The 25,085-nt window shown below is 63.2% G+C and carries 29 protein-coding genes and 2 riboswitches; of the genes, 21 read left to right on the top strand and 8 right to left on the bottom strand.

The annotated features are described in order from the left end of the window. Nucleotide 1: 1 nt before the first annotated feature. Nucleotides 2–838, top strand: coding sequence for a pyrroline-5-carboxylate reductase (gene proC / locus AC1RTP_RS24500; RefSeq protein WP_498611254.1), 837 nt, complete (start codon nucleotides 2–4; stop codon nucleotides 836–838). Here proC and AC1RTP_RS24495 read toward each other — a convergent pair. The 5 genes from AC1RTP_RS24495 to AC1RTP_RS24475 all read right to left on the bottom strand — a co-directional run bounded on the left by AC1RTP_RS24495 (nucleotide 835) and on the right by AC1RTP_RS24475 (nucleotide 6,215). After that, on the bottom strand, nucleotides 835–2,973 hold the full coding sequence (locus tag AC1RTP_RS24495; RefSeq protein ID WP_498611253.1) for an ATP-binding protein: 2,139 nt from the start codon (nucleotides 2,971–2,973) through the stop codon (nucleotides 835–837). The genes proC and AC1RTP_RS24495 overlap by 4 nt on opposite strands. 93 nt (nucleotides 2,974–3,066) lie before the next feature. After that, nucleotides 3,067–3,816, bottom strand: a complete 750-nt coding sequence (locus AC1RTP_RS24490; RefSeq protein WP_498611252.1) for a substrate-binding periplasmic protein — start codon at nucleotides 3,814–3,816, stop codon at nucleotides 3,067–3,069. Between the two features lie 151 nt (nucleotides 3,817–3,967). Next, the gene (locus AC1RTP_RS24485) at nucleotides 3,968–4,345 is read right to left on the bottom strand and encodes an ElaB/YgaM/YqjD family protein (RefSeq protein WP_498611251.1); all 378 of its coding nucleotides are present in this window, start codon (nucleotides 4,343–4,345) and stop codon (nucleotides 3,968–3,970) included. Between the two features lie 46 nt (nucleotides 4,346–4,391). Next, nucleotides 4,392–5,246 carry a 4-hydroxybenzoate octaprenyltransferase gene (gene ubiA, locus AC1RTP_RS24480; RefSeq protein WP_498611339.1) on the bottom strand — a complete coding sequence of 285 codons (855 nt, stop codon included), beginning with the start codon at nucleotides 5,244–5,246 and terminating at the stop codon, nucleotides 4,392–4,394. Between the two features lie 30 nt (nucleotides 5,247–5,276). Beyond that, nucleotides 5,277–6,215, bottom strand: a complete 939-nt coding sequence (locus tag AC1RTP_RS24475) for a hydrogen peroxide-inducible genes activator (RefSeq protein WP_498611250.1) — start codon at nucleotides 6,213–6,215, stop codon at nucleotides 5,277–5,279. 97 nt (nucleotides 6,216–6,312) lie between these two features. Here AC1RTP_RS24475 and AC1RTP_RS24470 point away from each other — a divergent pair, with 97 nt between their 5' ends. From AC1RTP_RS24470 to AC1RTP_RS24455, 4 genes are all read left to right on the top strand, one after another. After that, nucleotides 6,313–7,512, top strand: coding sequence for a PilT/PilU family type 4a pilus ATPase (locus AC1RTP_RS24470; protein WP_498611249.1), 1,200 nt, complete (start codon nucleotides 6,313–6,315; stop codon nucleotides 7,510–7,512). Continuing rightward, complete coding sequence (locus tag AC1RTP_RS24465; RefSeq protein ID WP_498611248.1) at nucleotides 7,509–7,991, top strand: adenylyltransferase/cytidyltransferase family protein; 483 nt, start codon at nucleotides 7,509–7,511, stop codon at nucleotides 7,989–7,991. The genes AC1RTP_RS24470 and AC1RTP_RS24465 overlap by 4 nt, the downstream gene beginning before the upstream one ends. A 9-nt stretch (nucleotides 7,992–8,000) precedes the next feature. After that, on the top strand, nucleotides 8,001–8,255 hold the full coding sequence (locus tag AC1RTP_RS24460; protein ID WP_155455464.1) for a hypothetical protein: 255 nt from the start codon (nucleotides 8,001–8,003) through the stop codon (nucleotides 8,253–8,255). Nucleotides 8,256–8,322: 67 nt separating this feature from the next. After that, the gene (locus tag AC1RTP_RS24455; protein ID WP_498611247.1) at nucleotides 8,323–8,589 is read left to right on the top strand and encodes a hypothetical protein; all 267 of its coding nucleotides are present in this window, start codon (nucleotides 8,323–8,325) and stop codon (nucleotides 8,587–8,589) included. A 56-nt stretch (nucleotides 8,590–8,645) separates the two neighbouring features. Here AC1RTP_RS24455 and AC1RTP_RS24450 read toward each other — a convergent pair whose 3' ends face one another. Continuing rightward, nucleotides 8,646–9,611 (bottom strand): RpnC/YadD family protein, encoded by a 966-nt coding sequence (locus AC1RTP_RS24450; protein ID WP_498611246.1) that lies wholly within the window; start codon nucleotides 9,609–9,611, stop codon nucleotides 8,646–8,648. A 149-nt stretch (nucleotides 9,612–9,760) separates the two neighbouring features. Next, a complete protein-coding gene (locus tag AC1RTP_RS24445) occupies nucleotides 9,761–10,219 on the bottom strand; it encodes a DUF421 domain-containing protein (protein ID WP_498611245.1) in 459 nt (152 codons plus the stop codon). A 95-nt stretch (nucleotides 10,220–10,314) separates the two neighbouring features. After that, nucleotides 10,315–10,523: riboswitch (cobalamin riboswitch) on the top strand. Nucleotides 10,524–10,648: 125 nt separating this feature from the next. On the opposite strand from AC1RTP_RS24445, the gene AC1RTP_RS24440 reads away from it, so the two are divergent. The 16 genes from AC1RTP_RS24440 to AC1RTP_RS24365 all read left to right on the top strand — a co-directional run bounded on the left by AC1RTP_RS24440 (nucleotide 10,649) and on the right by AC1RTP_RS24365 (nucleotide 24,531). Continuing rightward, nucleotides 10,649–11,329 (top strand): energy-coupling factor ABC transporter permease, encoded by a 681-nt coding sequence (locus AC1RTP_RS24440; RefSeq protein ID WP_498611244.1) that lies wholly within the window; start codon nucleotides 10,649–10,651, stop codon nucleotides 11,327–11,329. Further along, a complete protein-coding gene (locus AC1RTP_RS24435; RefSeq protein WP_498611243.1) occupies nucleotides 11,326–11,661 on the top strand; it encodes an energy-coupling factor ABC transporter substrate-binding protein in 336 nt (111 codons plus the stop codon). Before AC1RTP_RS24440 ends, AC1RTP_RS24435 begins: the two co-directional genes overlap by 4 nt. Then, nucleotides 11,651–12,391 (top strand): cobalt ECF transporter T component CbiQ, encoded by a 741-nt coding sequence (gene cbiQ / locus AC1RTP_RS24430; protein WP_498611242.1) that lies wholly within the window; start codon nucleotides 11,651–11,653, stop codon nucleotides 12,389–12,391. Before AC1RTP_RS24435 ends, cbiQ begins: the two co-directional genes overlap by 11 nt. Further along, the gene (locus tag AC1RTP_RS24425; RefSeq protein ID WP_498611241.1) at nucleotides 12,382–13,251 is read left to right on the top strand and encodes an energy-coupling factor ABC transporter ATP-binding protein; all 870 of its coding nucleotides are present in this window, start codon (nucleotides 12,382–12,384) and stop codon (nucleotides 13,249–13,251) included. The genes cbiQ and AC1RTP_RS24425 overlap by 10 nt, the downstream gene beginning before the upstream one ends. Further along, nucleotides 13,248–14,039: a precorrin-4 C(11)-methyltransferase gene (cobM, locus tag AC1RTP_RS24420; RefSeq protein WP_498611240.1), complete on the top strand. Its 792-nt coding sequence runs from the start codon at nucleotides 13,248–13,250 to the stop codon at nucleotides 14,037–14,039. The genes AC1RTP_RS24425 and cobM overlap by 4 nt, the downstream gene beginning before the upstream one ends. Continuing rightward, complete coding sequence (locus AC1RTP_RS24415) at nucleotides 14,036–15,049, top strand: sirohydrochlorin chelatase (protein WP_498611239.1); 1,014 nt, start codon at nucleotides 14,036–14,038, stop codon at nucleotides 15,047–15,049. The genes cobM and AC1RTP_RS24415 overlap by 4 nt, the downstream gene beginning before the upstream one ends. Beyond that, nucleotides 15,046–15,726 (top strand): precorrin-8X methylmutase, encoded by a 681-nt coding sequence (locus tag AC1RTP_RS24410; RefSeq protein ID WP_498611238.1) that lies wholly within the window; start codon nucleotides 15,046–15,048, stop codon nucleotides 15,724–15,726. Before AC1RTP_RS24415 ends, AC1RTP_RS24410 begins: the two co-directional genes overlap by 4 nt. Continuing rightward, nucleotides 15,723–16,934: a cobalt-precorrin-5B (C(1))-methyltransferase gene (locus tag AC1RTP_RS24405; protein WP_498611237.1), complete on the top strand. Its 1,212-nt coding sequence runs from the start codon at nucleotides 15,723–15,725 to the stop codon at nucleotides 16,932–16,934. Before AC1RTP_RS24410 ends, AC1RTP_RS24405 begins: the two co-directional genes overlap by 4 nt. A 4-nt stretch (nucleotides 16,935–16,938) precedes the next feature. Beyond that, nucleotides 16,939–18,255 carry a precorrin-6y C5,15-methyltransferase (decarboxylating) subunit CbiE gene (gene cbiE / locus AC1RTP_RS24400; RefSeq protein WP_498611236.1) on the top strand — a complete coding sequence of 439 codons (1,317 nt, stop codon included), beginning with the start codon at nucleotides 16,939–16,941 and terminating at the stop codon, nucleotides 18,253–18,255. After that, entirely contained in the window at nucleotides 18,252–19,043 is a 792-nt protein-coding gene (cobI, locus tag AC1RTP_RS24395; protein ID WP_498611235.1) for a precorrin-2 C(20)-methyltransferase, read from the top strand. The genes cbiE and cobI overlap by 4 nt, the downstream gene beginning before the upstream one ends. Next, nucleotides 19,040–19,804: a cobalamin biosynthesis central domain-containing protein gene (locus AC1RTP_RS24390; protein ID WP_498611234.1), complete on the top strand. Its 765-nt coding sequence runs from the start codon at nucleotides 19,040–19,042 to the stop codon at nucleotides 19,802–19,804. Before cobI ends, AC1RTP_RS24390 begins: the two co-directional genes overlap by 4 nt. Then, nucleotides 19,801–20,205 carry a cobalamin biosynthesis protein gene (locus AC1RTP_RS24385; RefSeq protein ID WP_498611233.1) on the top strand — a complete coding sequence of 135 codons (405 nt, stop codon included), beginning with the start codon at nucleotides 19,801–19,803 and terminating at the stop codon, nucleotides 20,203–20,205. Before AC1RTP_RS24390 ends, AC1RTP_RS24385 begins: the two co-directional genes overlap by 4 nt. Continuing rightward, entirely contained in the window at nucleotides 20,202–21,197 is a 996-nt protein-coding gene (gene cobJ, locus AC1RTP_RS24380) for a precorrin-3B C(17)-methyltransferase (protein ID WP_498611232.1), read from the top strand. The genes AC1RTP_RS24385 and cobJ overlap by 4 nt, the downstream gene beginning before the upstream one ends. After that, nucleotides 21,194–21,532: a (2Fe-2S) ferredoxin domain-containing protein gene (locus tag AC1RTP_RS24375; RefSeq protein ID WP_498611231.1), complete on the top strand. Its 339-nt coding sequence runs from the start codon at nucleotides 21,194–21,196 to the stop codon at nucleotides 21,530–21,532. The genes cobJ and AC1RTP_RS24375 overlap by 4 nt, the downstream gene beginning before the upstream one ends. A gap of 7 nt (nucleotides 21,533–21,539) precedes the next feature. After that, nucleotides 21,540–22,184, top strand: coding sequence for a 5,6-dimethylbenzimidazole synthase (gene bluB, locus AC1RTP_RS24370; RefSeq protein ID WP_498611230.1), 645 nt, complete (start codon nucleotides 21,540–21,542; stop codon nucleotides 22,182–22,184). Then, a riboswitch (cobalamin riboswitch) is annotated at nucleotides 22,179–22,408 on the top strand. Its footprint overlaps the gene before it by 6 nt. Before the next feature lie 86 nt (nucleotides 22,409–22,494). Next, entirely contained in the window at nucleotides 22,495–24,531 is a 2,037-nt protein-coding gene (locus tag AC1RTP_RS24365) for a TonB-dependent receptor (protein ID WP_498611229.1), read from the top strand. A 3-nt stretch (nucleotides 24,532–24,534) separates the two neighbouring features. On the opposite strand, the gene trmL is transcribed toward AC1RTP_RS24365, so the two are convergent. Further along, entirely contained in the window at nucleotides 24,535–25,005 is a 471-nt protein-coding gene (gene trmL, locus AC1RTP_RS24360; protein ID WP_498611228.1) for a tRNA (uridine(34)/cytosine(34)/5-carboxymethylaminomethyluridine(34)-2'-O)-methyltransferase TrmL, read from the bottom strand. Between the last annotated feature and the right edge of the window lie 80 nt (nucleotides 25,006–25,085).

Raw genomic sequence — 25,085 nt, 5'->3', positions numbered from 1 at the left:
GATGAAGATTGCATTCATTGGCGGCGGCAATATGGCTGCTGCACTGATCGCCGGCCTGGCCGGCAAGCTGACCCCGGGCGCCAATATCCACGTGGTGGACCCGAACCCGGCCTCGCTGGACAAGCTGCGCCAGGAATACGGCGTGACCGTGGCTGCTGCCGCGGGCGAGGCGGTGGGCGCGGCCGAGGTGCTGGTGCTGGCGGTCAAGCCGCAGGTAATGCATGAAGTGACGCAGCTGCTGCTGCCGCTGTTGCAGGCGGCGCAGGCTGCGGGCCGTTCGCCGCTGGTGCTGTCGATTGCGGCCGGCATCCGTGCCGAAGACTTGTCGCGCTGGCTGGGCGGCTACCAGGCGATTGTGCGCACCATGCCGAATACGCCGGCCTTGATCGGCATGGGTGTAACGGGCATGGTGGCATCGTCGGGCGTCAGCGCTTCGCAGCGCGACGCGGCCGACCAGATCCTGCGTGCCGTGGGCACGACCGTGTGGCTGGACGACGAGTCCAAGATCGACGCGGTGACGGCGGTTTCAGGCAGCGGCCCGGCCTATGTCTTCTATTTCATCGAAGCGATGCAGCAGGCGGCCGAGGAGTTGGGTCTGACACCGGAGCAGGGTAAGCAGCTGGCCATGGCGACCTTCACCGGGGCGGCGCAACTGGCGGTGCAGTCGCCGGACCCGGTGCCGGTGCTGCGCGAGAAAGTGACCTCGAAAGGCGGCACCACCTACGCCGCGTTGACCAGCATGGAAGCCAGCGGCGTCAAAGCCGCGATCGTCACCGCCGTGAAAGCCGCCGCAGCACGCGGCAAGGAACTCGGCGAGCAGCTCGGCGCTGCCGGCTAAGCGGCCGCCGGCTCCAGCGCCGCGAGCGCAGCGGCGAGTTCGATTTCGAGCTCGTCGACCAGCGGAGCGAGGCTAGCCAGCTGGCTGGCTTCTGCCAGCGCTTCAATGCGCCCGCACAGGGCGTGCAGGTCGGCCGCCCCAAACAGGCCGGCGCCGCCAAGGAGGGTATGGGCGCTCAGGCTGACCGCCGCGGCGTCGCCGCCGACCATGCCTTGCTTGAGAGAGGACAGCAGGCGCGGCGCCTCGCGCAGGAAGGCCGCACGCACTGCCGCGCTTGGACCGGAGCGCCGTGCCGGTTCGCGGCCCTGGCCAAACAAGGCATCCAGCGCCGCCAGGGAAGGCGCTGCACAGGACTGCATCAAGTCGATCTGCCGCCCGATTTCCGCATGCAGGCTCGCTTCATCGATAGGCTTGGGCAGGAAACCATCGGCGCCTGCCGCCATGAAGCGCGCCCGCTCGTCGTCCGCAGCATTGGCAGTCAGCGCAATCACCGGCACGGCGGGATTGCGCACCCCATTAACGCCGGCGCGTAGCTGGCGCAAGGCGGCAATACCATCCATGCGCGGCATGCGGCTATCCATGATGACCATATCGAAGTCATGCTTCGCCAGGCATTCCAGCGCGGCGAGGCCGTCTTCGGCGATGGTGACGGTATGTCCCATATTGCCTAGCAGCTCGCGCAGGATGATCTGGTTGGTGCTGCCATCCTCGGCGCACAAGATCGACAGGCTGGCGGTATGTGGCACCCGATCACTTGCGGTGCTGGCCAGCGCCGGCTGGCCCGCCTGCAAGGGCAAGTAGACGCGGAACACGCTGCCACGGCCAGGCGCGCTATGGACGTCGATCGCACCGCCCATGGTGTCGACAATGTTCTTGCAGATCGCCAGCCCCAGGCCCGCGCCGCCATATTTGCGTGATGTCGCCGCACTGGCCTGCTCGAAGCGGTGGAACAGGCGGGCCATTTCCGAGTTGTCGATGCCGATGCCGGTGTCGCGGACCGCAAGTTCGATGCCGCCGCTCGCCGACACGGAAGCGGACAACCGCACCTCGCCATGCTCGGTGAATTTGACTCCGTTGCCCACCAGGTTCATGGCCACCTGGCGCAAACGCACCGGATCTCCCTGCCACCATTGCGGCAAGCCCGGCGCCAGGTCGGCCACCAGGGAAATGCCCTTGGTCTCAGCGCGGTCCGCCAGCAGTGCCACCACGTCGTTCAGCAGGGCAGGTAAATCGAAGTCGATTGTCTCGAACGGCATCTTGCCCGCTTCAAGGCGCGAGAAATCGAGAATGTCGTTAATGATATGCAGCAGCACTTCCGCATTACCGAGGCTGATGCGCAGCTTGTTGCGCGTATCGGCCGACAAGCTGGCATCTTTTTTCGCCAGCCGCAGCATGCCGATCACGCCGCCCAGCGGAGTGCGCACCTCGTGGCTGATCATCGCCAGGAATTCGCTCTTTTGTTCGTTGGATTCTTCCGCCGCCTTTTGCGCGGCCACCGACTCGCGCAGCGCCACCTCGCGCGCTTGCAGGGTGCCGATCTGCGACTCCAGCTTTTGCAGCAGGTAGGCGCAGGACACGACCAGCAGCGAAGCCACCAACATGAAATTGGTGGCAAGGATGGTCCAGTGCAGGAGCGGGGTAACAGTATCGGTCGGCGTGCCCTGCGGGATCTTGCCGAAATAGCCGCACAGGAAGAGGGTAGCGCTGCAAGCGATAATGGACACCACGCCCGACCGCCGCCCCATCAGCAGGGCGCTCAGCACGGGCACGGCCAGCAGGTAAATTTGCGACATGGTGCCGATGGCAAACAACAGCGCTACAGCGAGGATGTAGAGGACGCCAAGGAAAGCCGCGGCACGATAGCGGTAGGCCAGACCGTGGCGAAAATGCAGCACCGTAACCGTGCCGAGCGCCAGGGCGTCGGCCGCCACCAGCGCCCACAACTGGTTCTTTACGCTGATATATACGCTGGGGAAGACGACCAGCAAGCCCAGGTAGCAGGCTACTGCGCACATCCCGTTCAGCAGGCTGAGACGCCAGGCGCCGAGCGATTCCGCATTGGCGCCCGACGCAACGTCCCGCTGCGACAGGGCGGCACGCAGCGCACTGAGAGAAGCGGTATTGTTGTCAGACATGCAATCGAAGTTAAGCGGCGAAACGCCGATTCTATCACCGTGCAAATCAGGCAATACGTCCGCAAGTTGCGCCGTGGCGGGCGCGCGACGCACTTAATCGCCCGACAAGTATTTGGCGTAGATGGCCTGGAAACGCCCACTGTCTTTCAGGTTTTTCAAGCCGGCATTGAAGTCGTCGCGGATCGCGCTGTCGCGGAAAACCGGACGGTAATCCATCGGGTTCAGCTTGACGAAGGGATGTTCCTCCACAGTCCGTGGCCTGAACGATTTGTTCAGTTTGAGCTGCAGGGTGAAATACTTGAAGATGTTGCGGTCGCTCAGCACGACGTCGTAGCGGCCGCGGTCCAGGGTCAGCACCTGCAACGCCTGGTCGTTCTGTTCGAAATAATGCCCTGCCTTGCGCACCGGATCGAGCCACTCGGGATATCGCTTGGCGGCGCCGGCGAAGGAGATGACGGTCAGGCCTTTCAAGTCTTCCGGCCGGCTGATCGTCAGGTGGCGCTCTTTCAATGTGATGAAGACATTGTCGTAAATGACGGCCGGGTTGCCGTAGTACGCCCCCCAGGCCGCCATATCTTCGCCCAGGTCGGTCATGGCCGCATCCACTTCGCCCGCTTTAAAAGCAACGGGAATCCGGGCAAACGAGTAATAGTGGGGCTTGAGCATATGGCCGCGGAAGGCCAAGGCCTCGCGCATCACGTCAAGTTCAATCCCTGAGTCGGTTTCGGGAAAGCAAAAAGGCGGAATCTTTTCGCCGAACGCCATGGACACCTCGGCCGCCTGCGCAGCCTGGGCACACAATGCCAGCGTGAGTGCAAATTTGAGATGCGCAAACCAGGACATGGAGCGCCCCCAGCGGAGAAGCCGATAATGTCTTTGTACCCCTGGCGGCGTGACAAAGCAATGCCGGTCTGTGGCACTGTCCTGTCCGTGCGACAGCGCACTGCGGCTCCGGACTGGCAGCTGCAGTGGTGACGCAGTGGTGGAAGGTCCGCTAGCGGCGCGCGATGAGCAGACCGACAATCACGCCGATGGCGGCGCCAGTGGCGACCGACTTCCACGGATTGTCATGCACATAGTGGTCGGTCGCCTGGGCTGCCATTTTGCCGCGGGCGATCATACTGTCTTCCAGCTTCAGCAAATCGCGCTTGGCGGTGCGCAGCGTGTCTTCAAACTTGGCCTTGACCATGCCCAGGTCGTCGGAATTTGCGGAGGCTGCATTGCGCAGCCAGGTTTCAGCGTCCTGCACCGCCTGTTTCAGGTCGGTCATCAGCTTTTCGCGGGCTTCCGCGCTTTCGTGCTGGCTATGGCTCTTGCCGTTCGCTACACCGCCGCCGTTTGGTTTGGCCGTAGTTTGTGTCGTCTGGTCCATGATCGCCTCGTCTCAGTGAACAGCACAGGGGTACATCCAGTATAGGTCAGCGCAACGCGTAGTCGAGCGCAATGCCTGCGAAGACAGCGGCGCCGAGGTAATTATTGTGGCGGAACGCGGCAAAGCAGGGCGCACGCTCGCGGCCGCGGATCAGGAAGTAGTGGTAAACGGCGCAGCCGGCTGCTACCGCCATGCCGGCCAGGAAGGGCAGGCCCAGGGCGAAGTAATGACCAACCACCAGCAGGATTGCGAGATGCACGCCGTAGCAGAACATAATGGCGGCCACGTCGAAACGGCCAAAGGTGATGGCGGAAGTTTTGATGCCGATTTTCAGGTCGTCGTCGCGGTCGACCATGGCGTACTCGGTGTCGTAGGCCACGGCCCAGAACACATTCCCCGCCAGCAGCAGCCAGGCCACTGGCGGCACCGTGCCTTGCACGGCAGCGAAGGCCATCGGCATGCCGAAACCAAAGGCGATGCCCAGGTAGGCTTGCGGGATGGCGAAGAAGCGCTTGAAGTAAGGGTAGGTGCCGGCAATGATGAGCGCGGCCACGCTCAATTGCTTGACCAGGGTGTTCAGCGGCTGGATCAGCAGGAAGGCGACCAACGACAGCCCGGCGGCGATGGCCAGCGCTTCCTTGCCGCTGACGCGGCCACTGGTGATGGGGCGCTCGGCGGTGCGCTTGACGTGCTTGTCGAAGTCCTGGTCGGCGTAATCGTTGACGGCGCAGCCGGCCGAACGCATCAGGAAGGTGCCCAGCGAGAAAATGATGAGCAGCTTCCAGTCCGGCACGCCGCCGGACGCCAGCCATAGGGCGACCAAGGTCGGCCACAGCAGCAATACGGTACCGATCGGCTTATCGAGCCGGACCAGGCGGAAATAGAGTTGGAGTTTGCTCAGGGGAGGGGTTGTCGCTTGCATCCCCGCATTTTACTCTGCGTGGCCGTTGAGCATGTGGACGCCCGGCAACTGGCAGTCGGCCACGGCGGCGACAATGGCGTCGATTGCCGCCTTGCGCGTAAAGCTCTTGCGCCAGACGATGACCACGCGGCGGTTCGGCTCCGGGTTCTCGAAATAGCGGAATGCCAACATGCCATCGCGGCCTTCCATATCCGGCACCGAGGCGCGCGGCAGCACGGTCAGGCCAATGCCGCTGGCCACCATGTGGCGGATGGTCTCGAGGGAGGAGCCTTCAAATGTGCGCTGCATGCCGTTGCCGGGCGAAGAGAAGCGCGCCATTTCCGGGCACACTTCCAGCACCTGGTCGCGGAAGCAGTGGCCATTGCCCAGCAAGAGCATGGTTTCGGTCTTCAGGTTCTCGGCAGGGATGGCGCTGCGGCTGGACCAGGGGTGGCTTTTCGGCATCGCCACCACGAAAGGTTCGTCGTACAGCGGCTGCACCGACATGCCGTGTTCCGGCAGGGGCAGGGCCATGATGGCGGCATCCAGCTCGCCCTGGCGCAGCATTTCCAACAGCTTGACGGTGAAATTCTCCTGCAGCACCAGCGGCATCTGCGGGGTGGTTTCGATCATGCGCTTGACCAGGGGCGGCAGCAGGTAAGGGCCGATGGTATAGATGACACCCAGCCGCAGGGACCCGGCCAGCGGGTCCTTGTTCTGCTTTGCCAGCTCCTTGATCGCTGCTGTCTGTTCCAGCACCCGCTCGGCCTGGGCCACGATCTGGGCGCCCAGCGGGGTAACAGAGATTTCCGCCCCGCCGCGCTCAAACAGGACGACGCCGAGTTCGTCTTCCAGTTTCTTAATTGCAACGGAAAGGGTGGGTTGGGCAACAAAACACGCCTCGGCGGCATGGCCGAAGTGTTTCGCTCTGGCAACTGCTACGATATATTTGAGCTCGGTCAGTGTCATGAACCCATTTGAACACAGGTGAATGCCTTGTTGCAATGCCATGAATGGGGGATGGCTCTGGCTATAATGACCAGCAATCACACATAACGAGGCAAATATGTCTTCCACACTAGGCCACGAAGAAGCCCAGTCATATATCCATAAACTGCTGACCGCCATGCACCAGGTCGGCGGCTCCGACCTGTTCATTTCGGCCGATTTCCCTCCGAGTATCAAGTCGCAAGGCTCGATGCGCGCCCTGAGCCAGCAGCGCCTCACCCCGGACGTGACCCGGGCCTTGGCCTACGCCATCATGAACGAGAAGCAGCGCCGCGAGTTCGAAACTGAGCTGGAATGCAATTTCGCGATCTCTCTGCCAAATGTGTGCCGTTTCCGCGTCAATGTCTTCGTACAGCAGCAGGCCATCGGCATGGTGTGCCGTACGATCGCCTCTGAAATCCCGAATTTCCAGAAGCTGGATTTGCCGGAAGTGCTGAAAGAAGTTGTGATGACCAAGCGCGGCCTGGTGCTGGTGGTGGGCGGTACCGGTTCAGGTAAATCGACCTCGCTGGCGGCCATGATCGACTACCGCAACCAGAATTCCGCCGGCCATATCATTACGGTGGAAGACCCGGTCGAGTATGTCCACAAGAACAAGAACTGCCTGATCACCCATCGTGAAGTGGGCGTGGATACCCTGTCCTGGCACCATGCGCTGAAAAACACCCTGCGCCAGGCGCCGGACGTGATTCTGATCGGCGAGATCCGCGATACCGAGACCATGGAGCACGCGATTGCGTTCGCAGAGACCGGCCACCTGTGCCTGGGCACCCTGCACGCGAACAACGCGAACCAGACCATGGACCGTATCATCAACTTCTTCCCGGAAGAGCGCCGCAACCAGCTGTTGATGGACTTGTCGTCCAACCTGCGCGCCATCGTGTCGCAACGCCTGATCCGCACCGAAGACGGCAAGGGCCGCAAGGCGGCCATCGAGATCCTGTTGAACACCCCGACCATCGCCGAGATGATCTTCAAGGGTAACTTCCACTCGATCAAGGAGATCATGGCCAAGTCGCGCGAACTGGGCATGTGCACCTTCGACCAGGCCCTGTTCGATCTTTATAATAAGGGCCATATCGGCTATGAAGAGGCGCTTCGCAACGCCGACTCCACCAACGGCCTGCGCCTGCAGATCAAACTGCACGGCAATCGCCCACCGCCGGATGCCGCGGCTCCTACAGCGGCGGCTGCGCCGAAATCGTCGGGCGGCCTGAGTATGCAGATCGAAGAAGAAGAGGAAGACGAAGAAGAATGATCGAGTTTGAGAAAAAGATGTGCACGCGCGAGGAACTTGCTGCGCGCGTAGCGGCCCTGTCAAAGCCTGTGGTGATGACCAATGGCGTGTTCGACATCCTGCACCGCGGCCACGTGACCTATCTGGCGCAAGCGCGTTCCCTGGGCGCCTCGCTCGTGGTGGCGGCCAATACCGACGCCTCGGTCAAGCGACTTGGCAAGGGCGACGACCGCCCGCTGAATAATTGCGACGACCGCATGGCGTTGCTGGCGGCGCTGGAATCGGTCAGCCTGGTGGTGCCTTTCGACGAGGATACCGCGCTGGAAGCGGTGCTGCAGGCGAAGCCTGAGATCTACGCCAAAGGAGGCGACTACGATATGACCGCCATCCCGGAAGGGCAGGCGGTGCTGGCTTACGGCGGCAAGGCGGTGGCCATCGACTTCGAGCACGACCGCTCGACCACCAAACTGCTGGCCAAGGTGCGCATGTTTGGACAATAGGAGGCTGTCATGGCTTTTGGTGTGCTGCTGACCGACGAGGGCGTCGCTGAACTGGGCGCCACGCTGAAGGACTATCTTTCCGACGGACCGGCGGGCAAATTCCTGCCCTGCAAAGAGGCCAGTCCCGATCGCAGCTTCTTCCACCTGGTCTCCGAAGCGCGCAATGCGGACGGCGCGATGGTCGAGGTGGAGCTGTACATCCCCAACCGCTACATCAAGCTGGTGATGTCGGGACTGGAGCGCAAGCACATCGGCTTCCTTTGAAGCGCGCCTGGCTCAAATTCCAGAGTGAAATAGGCTTTGACACTGGAGACCATAAGAATAAGTATTCATGTCTAGATTTTTGAAGAGATTTTGGAGTGAAGGGCGCGGCGACGAGTTCGACGCCTGGGGCGCCTCCTGGTGGTTCCTGGAAGTGGATGAAAGCGGAAACGTCGTCCGGCAAGCGGAACTTTACAAAATAGGTAGGCTGATGCGTTATAGCGCCGCGCTTGTGGAAGACGAATTTACACTCGCCGAAACCTCAATGGATAAATCGTTTTGGGGGTTCGTCGAGATCTCGAAGGACGAGTTTGAGTCAATCTGGAATCGGCCGTAGCACCCCAAATCTGTTGGGCTCCCCCGCGGGAGCCGAATATGCCGCGCCGCGTAAACCTAGGCTAACAAATCTTCCAGCGTTGTCGCGTCGCAGAAGCGCTTGCTCCAGCGCACGACATCGTCCGCTCCACCATTTCTTAATTCAGTAAGAAGATGTTCCGGGATTGGACCGAAGCGCAGCTCGATCAGCTCGAGTAACGCCAATCTTCGCCCTTCCTCCCGGCCTTTCTCGATGCCTTGTTCAATGCCTTGTTCGATGCCTTGTTCGTGGCCGGTTCTCATGCCCCTTCGAACGCCCAGAGTGGTACCGCGCTCCAAACCCCGGCGAATCGCATCATGTTTGATTCTTTGTGAAAGCGTCAACATATGTACCTCCTCAATTTTCCCAAGTTCCCGCCTGTACTGAAGGTCCTGTTCTTCAGGTAGATGCATCAATCTGTCGAGCAACTCAAGAAGGTGCGAAACGCGTTCTTTTTCGCAGCTGCTTCCGAACAGGATTTCTGTCAGTTTGCATTTGGCATGCAAACGCGCCAAAGGTTCCCCTTTTGTTCGCATTGTTTTCAGATGAGCAGCGACAAACCATGCAAATGGGTTCCAGGAAGCCAGTAGTCCCGGCAATGCCGGCTCCAGGTCAAGCAACTTTACAACGCCAAAACGTAGATGCAGTTCGCACTCTACGAAGTTATAGCCGAATTCGCAGGGCCGCCAATTAAGGCATTGATCACCCAAGATAGCCAAGCTGATCACTGGTTGACGATACTTGGCAAAAAGCAAGGTGTGGTAGACGAACATGCGCTCGGTGAAGCGATCGTCGCGCTGGCATTGGACTTCGATGTGCAGGCAGACTTGCCTTCCGTCGAGGGTTTGACAGTGCACCACGCGGTCAGCATGGCATGCGTTGCTTGGCGCGGAGCTCCCATTTGCTGGCTGATGTAGTTCGGTGTCGAGGCTGGTAATTGGACATGCGAACTCCAGCCCGGCAGCAATGGCAGGGAAGCAAAGCAGCAAGAACTCCTCAAGCATGCAGTCCAGCGCGCACTTCCAGGCGCCGTCGAGCTGATCGGAGACATGGTTTTGGGAGTAGGATATGCACCTTTGAGTACACAAAGGCGTCGTAGTTCCCCGCTACGTCGGCACGGCTTTTGATCTGGATCAAAGGACGTGTCAAGTTCCTAGTGCTGAAGGATGGTGATCTTGCCGTCCGCCTCCAGGAAAGCATATTTCATCTTTTCCTTCGGGCAGTCTGCTTCGCGCAGCGCCTGTTCGAGGTCGCTCTCGGGGACGTGGTTGTGACGCAGCGCGTCGCGGAAGATCTTTCCGTCGCGCCCAAGAAGCACGGCGGTGCCTTCCACCAGGTCGGCGGCCCGCTTGCTGCGGGAAGTGACAAAGGCGACCGCCGCGTTCAAAGCCACCAGCGTCACGACGACAATCAAGCCGCCGGCCACCGAGTTGTCTCCGCCTGTCAAACCAGGCGAAACCGATTCACTCAGCAGCATCACAACCAGCAGGTCGAATGGCGTAAATTGTCCGATGGTGCGCTTGCCGCTCAGCCGCATCATGACCAGCAGCACGCAGTAGACCGCAGCGCCGCGCACGATGCATTCCCACCACGGGAGGTCGAGGTTGAACATCGTCAGCTCCTTTCAAGCCGGTTATACGACATTCCCGGCTGGCCCGGCCACACGCTTCCGTTCGTTAACCCGGCGTTGCCACGCCCAAGCGCTTTACTGTACTATTCGGCCTGGGTGCGCGCGTCCCGCCAGGGAAGCGCGTTAAACGGGAAACCGGTGAAACTGCAAATTGCAGCCATTCCGGTGCAGCCCCCGCTGCTGTAAGCCTGACGACTCCGGCAACGCGCCACTGCGGTAATACGCGGGAAGGCGCTGGAGAAGGATGAAGGCGAGCCAGAATACCGGCCCACATTTAACCAGCACTATTCTCCGGGGTGAAGGGAAGCCGCTGTCGACTGGCTTTCCGCGTTTTGCATCCCGGCTCCCGTCGACCGTCCTTTAATTCCCCCGTGATGGTGTCCCTATAGACCATTCGACGGGAGGTATCGAATGCACATCATGGAAGGCTTCCTGCCGCCGGCGCACGCCATCGGCTGGGCCGCCGCATCTGCACCATTCCTGGCCTGGGGCCTGCGCAGCATGAGGCGCGGCCTGCAAGCGCACCCTGAGCGGCGCATGCTGTTGGGCGTTGCCGCAGCATTTGCTTTCCTTCTGTCTGCGCTGAAGCTGCCTTCCGTGACCGGAAGCTGCTCGCACCCGACAGGCGTCGGCCTCGGTGCGCTCCTGTTCGGGCCCGCCGCGATGGTGCCGGTCGGTTTCGTGGTGCTGCTGTTCCAGGCGCTGCTGCTGGCCCACGGCGGCTTGACCACCCTAGGCGCAAATGTATTCTCGATGGCCATCGTCGGCCCCTTCGTCTCGTATGGCGTGTTCCGCGCTGTGGCCGCGATGGGCTTGTCGCGCACCGTGGCAGTCTTCCTGGCTGCCTGCCTTGGCGACCTGGCGACCTACGTCACCACCTCCGCGCAACTGGCCTGGGCCTTTCCTGATCCAATCGGCGGTTTTGGCGCTTCGTTCGCCAAGTTCGCCGGCATCTTCGCGCTCACGCAGCTGCCAATCGCCATCAGCGAAGGCCTCCTGACCGTGCTGGTAGTGAATGCTATGGCCCGCTTCAACGCGCATGAACTTCGCCTGCTGCCAGTCATGGCGATGGCCAAGGAGAAAACAGCATGAAGGCGCGCACCGCATTGATCTGGCTCGCCATCGTCATGTTGACGGTGCTGCCGCTGTGGTTCGCCGCCGTGCCATCTGCAGAGCCGGGTGGCACGGCGCCTGAAGCTTTCAGCGGCGCGGACGCGCGCGCCCAGCAAGCCATCACCACCATCGCGCCGAATTACAAGCCATGGTTCGCACCCCTGTTTGAACCGCCAAGCGGCGAAATCGCCTCCTTGCTGTTTGCTTTGCAAGCGGCCCTGGGTGCAGGCGTGATCGGTTTCTGGCTCGGTACGTCGGTGGCGCGCGAGGTTGCGCAAAAGTCTTCCCCTCAGGACGAACGTGCGGATTGACGCGGCAGCCTATGCCTGCCGCTGGCAGGGTGTCGCGCCATCCGCCAAGGCTCTGTTCGCGCTGGCGGGGATCGCGGCTGCCTGGCTCGCCTGCAGCCCGGTCGCGCTCGGCACGCTCACCTTGCTGTCTGTGCTTGCCACATTGGCTGGTGCGCGCGTGCCGCTGCGGACCTATTTTGCCGTGGCGCTGGCGCCACTCGGCTTCCTGTCGCTCTCCTGCCTGACGATGATGGTCACTCCCGTCGCGGACGGCGGCTGGCAATGGACACCGGCGCTGCTGCCCGCAGTGGCGGGCATTGCACTCCGTTCGCTGGCCGTACTGGCGGCGGTACTCGGCCTGGTCCTCACCACGCCGATGCCGGATTTGCTGCTTTTGCTGCGCCGCCTGCGCATGCCGGAACTGCTGCTGGACATGATGGCGCTGTGTTACCGCATGGTCTTCGTGCTGCGCCAAGCCTGGGAGGAGGGAAGCACCGCGCAGTCCGCGCGCCTGGGCCATAGCGGCTGGCGCCAAAGCTGGCGTTCGACAGGCCTGCTTGCGGGTCAAATGGCTGTGCAAGTCTGGCAGCGAGCTTCGGCATTGCAGATGGCGGCCGATGCGCGTGCCTGGCAGGGCAGCCTGCGTTTCCTCCCAGCGTCCTTCCCTCATGCGAGACGCCAGGTCACCCTGGCGCTGCTGGCGGGCGCAATGATGCTGGTCCTGGCCGCATGGGACCGCGCATGGGCATGACGGCAATGATGGAACTGGATGCGGTGACGCATACTTTCGCCGATGGCAGCGCAGGCCTGAGCGGCTGTTCGCTGGCGCTGGCAGGCGGTCGCCGTCACGCGCTGCTTGGCGCTAACGGCGCCGGCAAGACAACGCTGCTGCAGCATTTGAACGGCCTGCTGCGCCCGAGCGCCGGGCAACTGCGCTGGCGCGGGCACTCCTATGACTACGGCCGCGCGGGCTTGTCCGACCTGCGGCGCCGCGTCGGCCTTGTATTCCAGAACCCCGACCGCCAGTTGTTTTCGGCCCTGGTCGAGGAGGACGTGTCATTCGGCCCGCTTAATCTCGGCCTCAATGAAGCCACGGTGCGTGCGCGCGTCGCCGCGGCGCTTGATGCCGTTGGCCTGGCAGGCTTCGGTCGTCGCCCGGTGCACCAGCTCAGTTTCGGACAAAAAAAGCGCGTCTGCATCGCCGGCGTGCTGGCCATGGAACCCGAAGTGCTGCTGCTGGACGAGCCGATGGCGGGCCTCGACGCGCCGATGCAGGCGGAACTTGAGGTCTTGCTGGACCGCCTGGCTGCACGTGGCGTAACGATTGTGCTGTCCACCCACGACATCGACTTCGCCTGGCGTTGGGCCGACGACATTCACATGATGTCGGCAGGGCGCTGCATCGCCTCCGCCCCGGCGGCGCAACTGCCTTTGCAGCTGGACGCCTTGCGCGCCGCTGGCCAGCGTCCGCCGCTAGCCCTGGCGATGCACGCCGAACTGGTGGCGCGCGAGGTCCTTCCCGCCGGCGCAGCCCCGCGCAGCATGGATGCATTGCTGGCCGTGCTGCGCGCACAGCCAGTCACCGAACCTTCAGGAGAAATTCAATTATGACTACCGGCACCAAAGGCAAGGTATGGTTCGTCGGCGCCGGTCCCGGCGATCCCGAACTGATTACCGTCAAAGGCCAGAAGCTGCTGTCGCAAGCTGGCGCCGTGCTGTTCGCCGGTTCGCTGGTCGACCGCGCCGCCACACTGTATGCGCCGCCCGGCTGCGAGATCCGCGATTCGAAAGACATGACGCTCGAAGAAATGGTGGCGTGGCTGATCGAACAGACGCGCAAGCACGCCACCGTGGTCCGCCTGCAGACCGGCGACCCCGGTCTGTACGGCGCGCTGATTGAAATGGCGCAGCCGCTGGTCGCCGAAGGCATCGAATGGGCCGTGGTGCCCGGCGTGTCGTCGGCAATGGCCTCGATGGCGGCGGCGGGCGAGTCGATGACACTGCCCGAGGTGACGCAAACCGTGATCCTCACCCGCGTCGAGGGCCGCACCCCTATGCCGGAAGGAGAAGACCTGGCTAGCCTGGCGGCGCATCGGACCACGCTGTGCATCTTCCTGTCGATCACTCTGATGTACAAGGTTGAAGCGGCGCTGCGCGCGGCCGGCTGGCCGGAAGACGCGCCGATACTGGTAGTGCATAAGGCTAGCTGGCCCGGCGAGGAGAAGATCCTGCGCGGCACGCTGGCCGACATCAAGCAGCGTTGCCGCGAGGCTGGTGTCGCCAGCCAGGCGATGATCGTCGCTAGCCCAACCCTGGGCGCACTGCACTGGGAAAACCTGGTGCGCTCCAAATTGTACGACCCTACTTTCACCCACCGTTTCAGAAAGGCCAGCGCATGAACCAACCGATCATGATGCCAGCAATTAAATCCGCGAGCGATACCATCCTCGTTGTCGGCCATGGCTCCCGCGAGGACTCGGGCAACCAGGAAATCCGCGACTTCGTGGACATGTGGCGCGCGCGCCGTCCGGACTGGCGTATCGAGCTGTGTTTCATTGAATTCGCGCCGCCGGAGTTGAACGCGAGCCTGCTGCAAGTGGGCGCCAACTCGCGCCGTGTGCTGGTGGTGCCGCTGATCCTGAATGCGGCCGGCCACGTCAAGATGGAGATCCCGGAAGCGATCGAACAAGCGCGCATTGCCCGCCCGCAGACGGAGTTCCTATTGGCGCCGCACCTGACTGCTTGCGATCCTATCCTGGCCATCCTCAAGCGTCGCCTGCGCAAAGCGATGGGGGCGCTCGATATGCCTGACCCGACTACCACTGGTGTGGTGGTGCTGGGGCGCGGCTCCTCGGACCGTGGCGCCAATGGCGAAATGGCGAAGATGGCGCGCTGGCTGCTGGAGGAGGGCGACCATGAGCTGGTTGAATTGGCCTTTACGGGCATTACCTGGCCGCGCCTGGAGAAGGTTGTGCAGCGCCAGGTGCTGCTGGGCATGCGTCAGGTTGTCGTGCTGTCGTATTACCTGTACACCGGCACGCTGATGCAGCGTATCCACCGCCAGGTTGAGCACCTGCGCGTGCAATACCCGCAAGTGCGTTTCGTCAGCACCGAGCATTTCGGCTTCGAGAAAGAGATCTTCGAGCTGATGGACCAGCGCGTGGAAGACCTGCGCGCTGGAGTGCCGGATAGCCGCCTTCCCTGCGATGGATGCAGCTACCGCGAGATCGCCCACGACCTGGGGCATGGCCACTCGCACGCACACACGCACGACCACGGGCAGGCGCACGCTGAGGCACACGCAAACGACCACGCCCACGATCACGACCACGCCCATGCGCACGACTGCGACCATGATCACAGCCACGATCACGGCCATCACCACGCGGCGGAGGCCAACCCGGCATGAGCACCATCAACACCGTCACAGAGCAGTTGACCCGCGCCGGTCAGGCAATTGAGCATGACAGCTTCGCCATCATCGATGCCGAAGTCGGCTCGCACACTTATTCCGACGCCCAGTGGCCCATCGTGCGCCGCATGATCCACGCCAATGCGGACTTCGACTTCAACGGACTGACGGACTTCCACCCGGCGGCAGTCAGGCAAGGCATCGCTGCCATGCTGTCCGGCGCCACGCCGGTAGTTGCCGACGTCGAAATGATCTGCTCCGGCCTGTCGCAACCGCGCTTGGCGCATTTCGGCATGAAGACCCACCAGTTCATCAGCGACGCCGACGTGATAGACGCAGCGAAGCTGGAAGACACCACGCGCGCTGTACAAGCCATGCGCAAAGCCCACCGTTTGGGCCTGCTGGACGGCGCCATCGTTGGCATCGGCAACGCACCAACCGCTCTGATCGAGCTGGTGCGCCTGATTCGCGAAGAAGGTGTGCGTCCCGCGCTGGTAGTCGGCATGCCGGTCGGTTTTGTATCCGCCGCCGAATCCAAGGACCTGATGGCTGAACTGGACGAAGTACCGTGGATCGTGATCCGTGGCCGCAAGGGTGGGTCCACCCTCGTGGTCGCAGCCTTGCACGCGCTTCTCGCGCTGGCCGAAGCAAAGCAGAAAGCAGAGCAAGAGTGAAAGAAAAGGCAGCAGCCGAACGCGGTACCCGCACCGGCTTCACAACCGGCGCCTGCTCCGCCGCCGCCGCACGCGCGGCGGTGATCGGCATGGTAAGCGGCGCAGTGCCCGGTGAGATCGAGAGCCTGCTGCCCAACGGCAGCCGGGTACGTTTTGCCGTGCAGGATGGACGCTGCGACGCGCAGTCGGCACATGCCATGGTGGTCAAATTCGCCGGCGACGACCCCGATTGCACCGATGGCGCCCACCTGACGGTCGACCTGCACCTGCTGCCCGGCCAGGCCGGCAATGTCACCTTCGTGGCCGGCGACGGCGTCGGCACCGTCACCATGCCCGGCCTGGGCCTGGAAGTAGGCGGCCCGGCCATCAACCCCGTCCCACGCCGCAACATCGCCGACAACCTGCGCGAGGCCGCGCCCGCGCTGCTGCAGGAACACGGCATCGAAGTCACCATCAGCGTGCCGGACGGCCAAGTCATGGCCAAGAAAACCACGAATGCGCGCCTCGGCATCCTGGGCGGCATCAGCATTCTCGGCACCACCGGCATCGTCAAACCGTATTCCACCGCCGCCTGGCGCGCCAGCGTGGTGCAGGGCGTGCAGGTTGCGGCAACCACCGGCCACGAAGTCGTGGCGCTGACTACCGGCGGCCGCACCGAAACCTTCGCCATCGCCACCATGCGCACCGAGCGCCCGGAACTGCCGTCCGCCTGCTTTGTGCAGATGGGCGACTTCCTGCGCTATGCATTGGACGAAGCAGCGTCGCAGCGTATCGGCCTCGTCGTGCTGGCTGTCATGGTCGGCAAGCTGACCAAGATCGCACAGGGTGAAACCATCACCCACGCCAACCGCAGCGAAGTCGATACGGACCTGGTGGCGGAAATCGCCCGCCGCATTGGCGCCGCGCCAGAAGACTGCGCCGCCATCGCCGCTGCGGAGACGGCACGCTTTGGCGCAGAACTGATGGTTGAACGCGGTCTGGGCGATGCCTTCCACCACGCGCTGGCGCAAGCGGCCATCGACACCCTCACCGCACCCGAGCGCTATGGCCGTGCCTTCCAACTGCGCGTGCTGGTCTGCGATTTCAGCGGCAACCAGGTCGCCGACGTCTGGTCTGCGCCGGCCCTGCCGCAGGAACGCGCCGCCGACGCAAGGCGCATCGGCATCGACCACATCCTCGACATCGAACTCGAACCAAGTCCCGAATAAAAATATGGATACCAGTGTCATTGACCCTAACCCTTGCCGCGTGATCGGCGTGCTGGACGACGGCGCGGCAAGCCTGAACGCTACGGCGCTGGCCTTGCTGCGCAGTGCCGACGTGGTAATCGGCGGCGCGCGCACCCTGGCGCTGTTGAAACATGAATTCAAATCCGGCGCCATCTGCCGCGACCTGACAGGCCAACTGAAGCAAGTGCCGGAATGGGTGCGCGCAGCGCGCGCCGACAACCTGTGCTGCGTAGTGCTGGCGACCGGCGACCCGCTGTGCCACGGCATCGCTCCGTACCTGGCACAGCACCTGTGCGTGCAGGCGCTGGACATCCTGCCTAACCTGTCCACGCTGCAGCTGGCCTGCGCGCGCATCGGCTTGGCATGGCAGGACGCCCGCATCGTCTCGGTGCATGCGCGCGACGCCGGCGAATGGTCGCGCGGCGCCACGCCCGGCCACGGCCTGTATGCGCTGGCGCAGGCCTTGCGCCAGCATTCGCGCCTGCTGGTACTGACCAGTCCTGACAATAGCCCTGATCGTATCGCACGCCTCCTGCTGGCCGAGGGCCTGGGCGACGCCTTCCACATGGCGGTCGCAGAAAACTTGTTGCAGCCGGAGGAACGCGTGCTCGCCGAACTCAGTCCGCATGAAGCGGCGGGAATGCGCTTTGCCGCCCTGAACGTGGTCCTGCTGTGGCGCGTCACGCCAATGGCAAACCGCGTGCGATTTGGCCTGGCGGACGCCGAATTCGAGCAGCGGCAGCCGGAGAAAGGCCTGATCACCAAGCAGGAAGTGCGCGCTGTCAGCCTGGCGCGCCTTCAACTGCGGGCGGACAGCGTGGTGTGGGACATCGGAGCGGGTTCCGGTTCCGTGGGCCTGGAAGCGGCGCGCCTGTGCCCGCAGGGCCACGTCTTCGCCATTGAAAAGAACGAGGAAGACTGCGCCATCGCAGGCCGCAACCATGCCGCTTTCGGCCTTTCCAACTACAGCCTGTACCACGCCAAGGCGCCTGAAGGCCTGGACGCATGGCCCGACCCGGACGCTGTCTTCATCGGCGGCTCTGGCGGCGAGCTGGGCGGCCTGATCACAGGCATCCTGCGCCGCCTGCGCGCAAACGGCACCCTGGTGATGAACTTCGTCACACTGGAAAACCTCGCCACCGCCACGGCCGCACTGCAGGCGCTCGAAGGCGATGGCGTGAGCTGGGACGTGCTGCAACTGCAAGCCGCGCGCAGCAAGCCGATCCTGCACATGCACCGCATGGCAGCCGAAAATCCGGTCTGGATCGTTTGCGCCCGCCGCGTGGGAGGCCCGGCATGACGGGAACCTTGTGGGGCATTTCGCTCGGCCCCGGCGATCCGGGCCTGATCACGCGCGCCGCCTGGGACGCGCTGCAGCGGCGCGACGCCATCTGGGTCTACCCCGCCCGCAGCGGCAAGACGCCGAGCTACGCATTCGATATCGTGCATCGCGCCGGCCTTGAACCGCCGGAACAGCATCAGTTGCTGCTCTTCCCCATGACGCACGACGGCGAAAAGCTGGGGCGCGCCTGGCTAAAGGCCGCGGAAACTGTGTTGCCATGGCTGCGCGCAGGCCGCGACGTGCTGTTCCTGGTTGAAGGCGACGCCAGCACCTACGCCACCTTCGGCCACCTGGCGCGCACAGTGCGCGCCCTGGACGACCGCGTGCCGGTGCAAATCATTGCCGGCGTCAACTCCTTCACCGCCGCTTGCGCCGACGTGCCGGTGCCGTTTGCAGAGCAGGACGACACGGTGGCAATCGTGCCGGCTGCCTACGGCGTGAGCGCCGTCGACCGCCTGCTGCCGGACTTCGACACACTGGTGCTGATGAAGGTGAAGCCCCTGCTCGATGAACTGATCGACTGGCTGGAGCGCAAGGACTTGCTGGCCGGCGCCCACTTCATCGAACGCGTTGGCGCTCCGGACGAGCGCCGCTTCAGCGCCGGTGAAATCCTGGCTCTGCGCGGCACCAAGGTCAGCTACCTCTCGCTGCTGATCGTCAAGCACCAGAACCGCATTCGCGGCGAACGAATCAAGGGCTGCCTGAAAAAAGAAGGCCCGCAACCAACCTCCCTGGAGACTGCATGAGCAGCGTAACCCTTACCGAAACCATCGCCCCGCGCCTCTGCCTGGTGGCAATCACCAAGCACGGCGCAGCGCAGGCTGCGCGCCTGGCCATCGACTTGCCAGGCGCCGACATCTGCACATCCGCCAAGTTCGCAGCGCAGTTCGCCGACCTGCCGAATAAAGTACGTGCCTACGACGGCGCCCTGCGCGACGAAATCGGCCCGCTGTTCGAAGGATACGACCAGATCATTTTCTTCGTATCCCTTGGTGCCGTGGTCCGTCTGATCGCTCCGCACCTGCGCAGCAAGGATGAGGACCCGGGTGTGATCGTGGTCGATGACGCCGGCCAGTTCGTGATTCCGGTCCTGTCCGGCCACGTCGGCGGCGCCAACGAATGGAGCGAGCGGGTGGCCGATCTGATCGGCGCGGCGCCCGTGCTGACCACCGCATCGGACGTTGGCCGCACCATCCCGGTCGACATCCTGGGCCGCCACCTCGGCTGGCGCGTGGAAGCACCGAAGATCAACATCACTCGCGTATCGGCCCACGTAGTCAACGGCGAGCCGATCGCCTTCGTGCAGGAAGCGGGCAGCCCTGACTGGTGGACGCGTCCGACCCCGCTGCCGGAAAACATCCACTGCTTCACGCGCTTCGACGAAGTGCTGCAGGAGCGCTATGCTGCCGTGCTGTGGGTGACGCACGCCGAAGTGCCGGACGAGCGCTGGACCTCGCTGCATGAACGCCTGGTGGTGTACCGCCCGCCGCTGGAAAGCGCGGCATGACTGAATTCACCGTCGGCCTGGGCTGCGACCGCGGCGCGGCGCTGCAAACCGTGCGCGATGCAGTTGCCAGCGCACTGGCCGAAGCGGGCGCGCAGCCAGCCCAGGTCGTGGCAGTGGCCAGCATCACGCTCAAAAGCGACGAAGCGGCGCTGCTGGCATTCGCGCAGGAGCATGGCTGGCCGCTGCATTTTTACGCGCCAGAGGAACTGGCAGCGGTGCCGGTGCCGAACCCCTCCGAGACCGTGCGCAAATACACCGGCACGCCCTCGGTGAGCGAAGCCGCCGCGCTGCTGGCGGCAGGACCAGAAACCCCGATGACCGCCTTGGTAGTCGAAAAATTCAAACTGAGGGGCGTGGATAACCGCAACGTCACCGTCTCGATCGCAAGGAAAATCAAATGAATACTGAAGTTACTGCAAGCGCCGGCAAGATCATGCTGGTGGGAATTGGCCCTGGCAGCGTAGACCATATGACGCAGCGTGCACGCGACGCCATCGCCGAAGCTGACGTGGTGATCGGTTACGTCACCTACATTAAACTGGTAGCCGACCTTATCGAAGGCAAGGAAATCATCCGCAAGTCCATGACCGAGGAATTGGACCGCGCCGTCAGCGCGCTGGAAGCGGCGCGCGCAGGCAAGAAGGTAGCGCTGATCTCCTCAGGCGACGCCGGCGTGTACGGCATGGCCGGGCCGACCTACGAGGTGCTGTTCCAGTCCGGCTGGACGCCTGACGATCCGGTACAAGTTGAAATCATTCCCGGTGCATCGGCCCTGAACAGCTGCGCCGCCCTGGTTGGCGCGCCGCTGACCCACGACTTCTGCGCGATTTCGCTGTCCGACCTGTTGACGCCATGGCCGACGATCGCGCGCCGCCTGGACGCGGTGGCGATGGCGGACTTCGTGGTGGCGCTGTACAACCCGAAAAGCGGCCGCCGCACGCGCCAGATCGTTGAGGCGCAGCGCCTGTTCCTGCGCCATCGCCGCCCGGACACCCCTGTCGCCATCGTCAAGAGCGCTTACCGCCGCCGCGAAAACATCGTCTTCACCACGCTCGACAGCATGGGCGACGCCGACATCGGCATGCTCAGCACGGTCCTGATCGGCAACAGCAACACCTTCGTGCGCAATGGCCTGATGGTCACGCCGCGTGGCTATGCCAACAAATACGATATGCAGGACGGCGGCGCCACGCGCGAAGGCGAACGTGCCGGCCGCTCGCTGTCCACCGGCCTGCTTGGCTGGCTCGACACTTTGCGCGCCGAACATGAGGAAGGCGCCAGCATCGAGGCACTGGCGGCGCAGTACCGCCTGCCGGCCGACTACATCCGCGCCACACTCGACGAACCGTGGGAAGTGGAAGCGTCCCCTGCAACCGAAGAGAGCGAAGCATGAGCAGCGAAGAGACTCCGGTAAAGCCAAAGATCGGCAGCTACAACCGCCACCTGCTGGTATGCACCGGCCCGCGCTGCACGGCCGACGGCCAGTCGCAGGCGCTGTTCGACAGCCTTGGCGACAAATTCAAGGCCGCCGGCCTGAACGAAGGCGACTTGCGTGTGAAGCGCAGCCGGGTAAGCTGCTTCGCCGCCTGCAAGGGCGGCCCGATCGTCTGCGTCCAGCCGGATGGCACCTGGTACTACAATGTCACCCCCGACAATATGGACCGGATCATCGACAAGCACCTGTGCAACGGCGAAAAGGTCGAGGAACTCGTATTCCACCAGCAGTGAGAGCAAATTGAGAAGCAGTTTTAATGCGGCAGAAATCGATGCCGTCTATCGTGCGATTGCCGAGCGGCGCGACGTAAGGCATTTCGTACCGGGTCCGGTCGATGAAGCCCTGTTAAAACGCCTGCTGGCCGCCGCGCACCAGGCGCCCAGTGTTGGCCTGATGCAGCCCTGGCGCTTCATTCGCATCCAGAGTGCGGAACTGCGCCAGCAGATCCACGTCCTGGTGGAAGAGGAGCGCCAGGCCACCGCCTCGGCGTTGGGTGAACGCAACGAAGAATTCATGCGCCTGAAAGTCGAAGGCATCCGCGATTGCGGTGAAGTGCTGGTGGCAGCCTTGATGGACCAGCGCGAAAAGCATGTCTTCGGCCGTCGCACGATTCCCGAAATGGACCTGGCATCGGTAGCCTGTGCCATCCAGAACATGTGGCTCGCTTCGCGAGCAGAGGGCCTGGGCATGGGCTGGGTCTCGCTGTTCGATCCGGACAAGCTGGCTGCCTTGCTCGGCATACCGGAAGGCGGCAAGCCGGTCGCCGTCATCTGCCTCGGCCATGTCGCAGGCTTCTATCCAAAGCCAATGCTGGAAATGGAAGGTTGGGCCACGCGCGGCAAACTGGAAGATCTTGTTGCTACGGACCGCTGGCCCTACGTATAATCCCAACCGTTTGGTGCCCCGCGTGCGTTCATGCGCGCAGTTAAACGGGAAACACATGGCCGCGCTGCTTCAGCCGGCAGGCCAGGGTGTGCTGCCCCCGCAACGGTAAGCAAGCGTCGTCGCTCGACGACAGGCCGACTCGATAAGCCACTGTGCCGCAGGCATGGGAAGGCAAGCCGGTCAGACTTGCCAGCCCGGATACCGGCCAGACAGGTGGTGCGTGCATCGGCAACGTTGCGCGCGCTGTTCGGTCGCGCTCACGGGGAGGTGGGCGGGATTACCGATTCAATCAATCAAAATGAAAAAAGCAATGATCCCCCTGATCACGGGGGCGTTGTGCGCTGCCGCGCAGGCACAAGCACAAGAGCAGGAAACATCGAACACGGTCCACGTCACGGGCCATTATCAGAACGCGGTCGGCAGTTCCGACGCATCCAGCGAAGGCACCATCACGGCCAAGCTGATTGCCAGCCGCCCCGCATTGCGGCCGGGCGAAATCCTGGAATTCGTACCTGGCATGATCGTCACCCAGCACAGCGGCGACGGCAAGGCGGCCCAGTATTTCCTGCGCGGCTTCAACCTGGACCACGGTACCGACTTCGCCACTTTCGTCGACGGCATGCCGGTCAATATGCGTACGCATGCCCACGGCCAGGGCTACACGGACCTGAACTTCCTGATTCCTGAAGTGGTCGGCAAGATCCATTACCGCAAGGGCCCTTACTACGCGGACGAAGGCGACTTTGCGTCCGCCGGTGCGGCGCACCTGGGGCTCGCGGAGAAGCTGAATGACGGCATTGCCTCGCTGACCGTGGGCGCACACGCCTATCGCCGCGGCCTGGTGGCCGATTCCGTGGGCGCTGGCAAAGGCAACCTGACCTACGCCCTTGAACTGGCGCACAACGACGGTCCGTGGCAGTTGCCTGAGGCCTTCCATAAGGCGAACGGATTGCTGCGCTACAGCTCGGGCGCCGGCGACGACCGTTTCAGCGTCACGGCAATGGGCTACAAGTCGGGTTGGCATGCGACCAGCCAGATTCCCCTGCGCGCCGTGCAGGATGGGCGGGTGGATAGATTCGGTGCGGTCGACCCGAACGACGGGGGGCGCACTTCGCGCTACAGCCTCTCGAGCGAATGGCGCAAGCGCGGCGACGGCACTTTGACGGAGGCGCATGCCTATATCGTGCGCGCCGAACTGGCGCTGTACAACAACGTTACCTACCTGCTCGACGATCCTGTCGATGGTGACCAGGTGCTGCAGACGGAGCGCCGTGTCATGAAGGGCTTCGACGTGACCCATACCTGGTTTGGGGAACTGGCCGGGCGGCCGATGGAAAACGCGGTCGGCCTGCAGGGACGTTTCGACCGTATCGCTCCGCTGGGCCTGTTCGCCACCACGGAGCAGCGAGTACTGCACCCGATCGCGGAATCGCGTGTTTCGGAATCGAGCCTGGGCGCTTGGTTCCAGAATACGGTGCAGTGGGCTCCATGGGTGCGCTCCATCGCCGGTGCGCGCTTTGACCGCTACCGCTTCAATGTGAATACATCCATCGCGGAAAACAGCGGCATCTCGAACGACCATCTGGTTTCGCCCAAGCTGTCGCTGGTGATGGGGCCTTGGAATAAGACGGAATTCTTCTTCAATTACGGCGCAGGCTTCCACAGCAACGATTCGCGCGGTACCACGGCGCACCTGTCGCCGCGTGAGCGTGAGCCGGTCGAGCCGGTGACGCCGCTGGTGAAGACGCGCGGCGGTGAAATCGGTGCGCGCAGCGAATTGGTGCGTGGCCTGCAAAGCTCGGTGGCGCTGTGGCGCTTGCGTTCCGCATCCGAACTGGTGTTCTCGGGAGATGCCGGCGATACCGCGCCTAGCCGCGCCAGCAAGCGTTCGGGTATCGAGTGGAATAACCACTACGCGGCCACCAGCCAGCTGCTGCTGGACTTTGACCTAGCTTACTCGCGTGCACGCTATACGGAATTTGATCCAGCCGGCGACCGCGTGCCCGGCGCGGTGGAGAAGGTGGCTTCGTTTGGTTTGACCCTGAACGATATCGGGCGGTGGTCGGGCGCGTTCCAGATGCGTTATTTTGGTCCGCGGCCGCTGGTGGAGGACAACAGCGTCCGTTCTTCCAGCACGGCGATTGCCTATATGCGGGCCAGCTACCGCTTCGACCGCCGCTGGCAGTTGACGGCCGATGTATTCAACCTGTTCGACCGCAAGGCGAGCGATGTCGATTATTACTACGCTTCGCGCCTGTCGGGCGAGCCGGCGGAAGGTATCAGCGACATCCACTTCCACCCGGTCGAGCCGCGTACCTTGCGGCTGACGCTGCGCGCTGCGTTTTAAAGCTCAGGCGCCGCCGGCGTAGCCGTGCTGGCGCCAGGCCTCGAACACCACCACCGCAACGGTGTTGGAGAGATTGAGGCTGCGGTTGCCCGGCATCATGGGCACGCGGATGCGTTGCTCGGCGGGGAATGATTCGCGGAACCCCGGCGCCAGGCCGCGGGTTTCGCTGCCGAAAACGAACACATCGCCGGGCTGGAAGGCCAGTTCGGCGAAAGGGCGCGAACCGTGGGTGGTCATGGCGAACATGCGGCTCGTATCGGGCTGCACGTCGGCCAGGAAAGCTTGCCAATCCTTGTGCACCTTCATCTGTGCGTATTCGTGGTAATCCAGGCCGGCGCGGCGCATCTTGGCGTCGTCGAGCGGGAAGCCGAGCGGCTCGATCAGGTGCAGTTGGGCGCCGGTGTTGGCGCACAGGCGGATCACATTGCCCGTGTTTGGCGGGATTTCCGGGTTGACCAGCACTACATGAAACATTGCTTCTATATGGACGCCTCCCTTTTGCAAGGTGTTTCCAGCGATTCGTAGACGAGGAAAGTCGCAGTTCTATATCCGGC

The organism is Pseudoduganella sp. GW821-FHT11H04 (assembly GCF_058807935.1).
Note: the sequence above shows the minus strand (reverse complement) of the source record. Positions and strands in the feature narration are given on the sequence as shown.

Excerpts from the sequence above, each read along its gene's own strand:
- AC1RTP_RS24450 (WP_498611246.1), bottom strand. The coding sequence starts at position 9,611 with ATGCTTGAGGAGTTCTTGCTGCTTTGCTTCCCTGCCATTGCTGCCGGG.
- AC1RTP_RS24445 (WP_498611245.1), bottom strand. The coding sequence starts at position 10,219 with ATGTTCAACCTCGACCTCCCGTGGTGGGAATGCATCGTGCGCGGCGCT.
- AC1RTP_RS24365 (WP_498611229.1), top strand. The coding sequence starts at position 22,495 with ATGATCCCCCTGATCACGGGGGCGTTGTGCGCTGCCGCGCAGGCACAA.
- AC1RTP_RS24410 (WP_498611238.1), top strand. The coding sequence starts at position 15,046 with ATGAGCACCATCAACACCGTCACAGAGCAGTTGACCCGCGCCGGTCAG.
- AC1RTP_RS24460 (WP_155455464.1), top strand. The coding sequence starts at position 8,001 with ATGGCTTTTGGTGTGCTGCTGACCGACGAGGGCGTCGCTGAACTGGGC.
- cbiE (WP_498611236.1), top strand. The coding sequence starts at position 16,939 with ATGGATACCAGTGTCATTGACCCTAACCCTTGCCGCGTGATCGGCGTG.
- AC1RTP_RS24425 (WP_498611241.1), top strand. The coding sequence starts at position 12,382 with ATGGGCATGACGGCAATGATGGAACTGGATGCGGTGACGCATACTTTC.
- cobM (WP_498611240.1), top strand. The coding sequence starts at position 13,248 with ATGACTACCGGCACCAAAGGCAAGGTATGGTTCGTCGGCGCCGGTCCC.
- cobI (WP_498611235.1), top strand. The coding sequence starts at position 18,252 with ATGACGGGAACCTTGTGGGGCATTTCGCTCGGCCCCGGCGATCCGGGC.
- AC1RTP_RS24435 (WP_498611243.1), top strand. The coding sequence starts at position 11,326 with ATGAAGGCGCGCACCGCATTGATCTGGCTCGCCATCGTCATGTTGACG.
- AC1RTP_RS24465 (WP_498611248.1), top strand. The coding sequence starts at position 7,509 with ATGATCGAGTTTGAGAAAAAGATGTGCACGCGCGAGGAACTTGCTGCG.
- AC1RTP_RS24495 (WP_498611253.1), bottom strand. The coding sequence starts at position 2,973 with ATGTCTGACAACAATACCGCTTCTCTCAGTGCGCTGCGTGCCGCCCTG.
- AC1RTP_RS24390 (WP_498611234.1), top strand. The coding sequence starts at position 19,040 with ATGAGCAGCGTAACCCTTACCGAAACCATCGCCCCGCGCCTCTGCCTG.
- AC1RTP_RS24475 (WP_498611250.1), bottom strand. The coding sequence starts at position 6,215 with ATGACACTGACCGAGCTCAAATATATCGTAGCAGTTGCCAGAGCGAAA.
- AC1RTP_RS24455 (WP_498611247.1), top strand. The coding sequence starts at position 8,323 with ATGTCTAGATTTTTGAAGAGATTTTGGAGTGAAGGGCGCGGCGACGAG.
- AC1RTP_RS24470 (WP_498611249.1), top strand. The coding sequence starts at position 6,313 with ATGTCTTCCACACTAGGCCACGAAGAAGCCCAGTCATATATCCATAAA.
- AC1RTP_RS24485 (WP_498611251.1), bottom strand. The coding sequence starts at position 4,345 with ATGGACCAGACGACACAAACTACGGCCAAACCAAACGGCGGCGGTGTA.
- AC1RTP_RS24385 (WP_498611233.1), top strand. The coding sequence starts at position 19,801 with ATGACTGAATTCACCGTCGGCCTGGGCTGCGACCGCGGCGCGGCGCTG.
- AC1RTP_RS24415 (WP_498611239.1), top strand. The coding sequence starts at position 14,036 with ATGAACCAACCGATCATGATGCCAGCAATTAAATCCGCGAGCGATACC.
- cobJ (WP_498611232.1), top strand. The coding sequence starts at position 20,202 with ATGAATACTGAAGTTACTGCAAGCGCCGGCAAGATCATGCTGGTGGGA.
- AC1RTP_RS24375 (WP_498611231.1), top strand. The coding sequence starts at position 21,194 with ATGAGCAGCGAAGAGACTCCGGTAAAGCCAAAGATCGGCAGCTACAAC.
- proC (WP_498611254.1), top strand. The coding sequence starts at position 2 with ATGAAGATTGCATTCATTGGCGGCGGCAATATGGCTGCTGCACTGATC.
- AC1RTP_RS24490 (WP_498611252.1), bottom strand. The coding sequence starts at position 3,816 with ATGTCCTGGTTTGCGCATCTCAAATTTGCACTCACGCTGGCATTGTGT.
- trmL (WP_498611228.1), bottom strand. The coding sequence starts at position 25,005 with ATGTTTCATGTAGTGCTGGTCAACCCGGAAATCCCGCCAAACACGGGC.
- AC1RTP_RS24440 (WP_498611244.1), top strand. The coding sequence starts at position 10,649 with ATGCACATCATGGAAGGCTTCCTGCCGCCGGCGCACGCCATCGGCTGG.